Here is a 2012-nt window from a genome sequence, read left to right as displayed (position 1 = left end):
TACGGCGTCGACTCATAAACTCTGGCACCATATTCTTGTTGCGACGAGCTTTACAGCGGCGAGGTAGTTTTCCGGGCGCTTGTCATATCGGGTTGCGATGCCTCGGAACTGCTTGATCCTGTTGAAGAACCGTTCCACGAGATTACGTTGCCGATAGACCCAGCGCGAAAATACGAAAGAGCCCTTGCGATTACTCTTCGGCGGGATGTTGGCCCAGGCCTTTCTCTCGGCGGCCTTTGCCCGTATGGCATTCGTGTCATAACCCTTGTCGGCCAGCAGGATGTCCCCCTCGCCAAGCTCATCCGTCAGCGCGTCGGCTTCGGCACAATCGGCGATCTGTCCACCAGTCAGACGCAGATTGACCGGGCGACCTTCGGCATCGACGAGCGCATGGATTTTGCTCGTAAGGCCGCCGCGGGAACGTCCCATGCCACCATCGTCTCCATCCCTTTTTTTCCCGTGGCCGCGTGCTGGTGAACGCGGACACAGGTCGAGTCGATCATGACGATGTCGCCATCGTAGGCCTTGGACACCGCTTCAAGAAGCCGATCCCATACCCCGGCTTTGCGCCAGCGGACGAAGCGGTTGTAACAGGTCGTCGGCGGGCCATAGCGTTCCGGAACTTCCGCCCAAGGCGAGCCCGTTCGAAACCGCCAGAGGATGCCATTCAGTACCCGCCGATCATCAACGCGGGCAACGCCGCGTGGCTTGTTGGGTAACAACGGCGATATAATCGACCATTCGTGGTCAGTCAGTTCGTAGCGACGACGTGTCATCAAATGCTTCCCTATTTCGAAGCCTTGAATCACGCCGGTCGATAAATGCCAAGAAATTTTATGAGTTTACGCTGTAGAAGATACCAAGATACACAACTCGACGACGCCCACCCCCGATTTCACAAATCTTGCCGAGGATCTTGATGCAGCCTGGTCGTCTTCCAACGTGATGATGCGAACACGCCAGCAATTGGTGCGCGCGCTCATAAGCGACATTACCGTCAACATCGATGAGGCTGACTGCGAGATCGTGCTGACGATTCATTGGAAGGGTGGTCGACATTCCACCCTCCGCTTACGCAAACCACAATCAGGCGAGCACGAATGTGTCACGTCCGATGATGCCTTGGCCATCATCGAGAGTATGGCGAGCCGTTGGTCTGATGAGCATATTGCTGCGACCTTGAACCGGATGGGACTGCCGACTGCCCAAGGCAAGACCTGGTCTGCAAAACGCGTGGGCTCGATCCGGCGCGTGCGTGGAATTCACGCCTACAAATCAGCGGAGAAAGACGGAGAATGGCTGACGCTAACCGAAGCCGCCAAGGCTTGCAATGTTACCCTCATCGCATTCGAAGCCTGATCGCGGCTGGGATACTGCGTGCACAACAGGTTGTCCCGGGCGCTCCGTACCAGATTAACGCCTCGGATCTTCGCAATCCTCAAGTCGCCACGGCAATGAGGCGTAAGGGGCGCCCGTGTCAGTCGTCGCCGGAAATTCAAATTCCAATGTTTACAGATACTTGAACAGGGGATGCATAATGAACACAACGTGGTTTGGGGCCTGATCGCGCGCTCGACGATATTGGAGTCGATTTCGATCCGGCCGTCCGTCAAGAAGCGCTCGAGTGCTTCGCGCCGGATGAGCGCGTAGCGGATCGCTTCGGCGGTCTTCGACTTGCCAGAGACCTTGGCCAGTTCCTTTTCCCAAAGATCAAAGAGGCCGGAGACGATGGTTGCAGATCTTTCCTGACGCAGCATGGAGCGGCTGTCAGCATCCCGACCGCGGACCTCATCCTCGATGCGCCACAGCTGGGTCATCGCGATGATCGTGTCCGTTGCTGCCTTTGAGACTCCACTGATGTGGAGGTCGTAAAACTTGCGACGTAGATGCGCCCAGCACCCTGCGAGTTGGCTCGTTTCATTGCTGCCAGCTTTGGCACGCGTCTTGGCAAGATTGGTATAGGCCGAGTAGCCGTCTACCTGCAGGATGCCGCTGAATCCGGCGAGATGACG

1 protein-coding gene and 2 pseudogenes are annotated in these 2012 nt (G+C 57.0%); all 3 read right to left on the bottom strand.

What is annotated here, in order from left to right:
• Positions 1 to 12 precede the first annotated feature (12 nt).
• Positions 13 to 776: pseudogene (locus tag AS026_RS39725) on the bottom strand (IS5 family transposase).
• 58 nt (positions 777 to 834) lie between these two features.
• Positions 835 to 1059, bottom strand: coding sequence for a hypothetical protein (locus AS026_RS44180; protein ID WP_131815304.1), 225 nt, complete (start codon positions 1057 to 1059; stop codon positions 835 to 837).
• A 491-nt stretch (positions 1060 to 1550) separates the two neighbouring features.
• Positions 1551 to 2012, bottom strand: a pseudogene (locus AS026_RS39720) (IS66 family transposase); the annotation flags it as partial.

It is taken from the genome of Rhizobium altiplani (genome assembly GCF_001542405.1).
Lineage (GTDB): Bacteria > Pseudomonadota > Alphaproteobacteria > Rhizobiales > Rhizobiaceae > Rhizobium > Rhizobium altiplani.
Note: the sequence above shows the minus strand (reverse complement) of the source record. Positions and strands in the feature narration are given on the sequence as shown.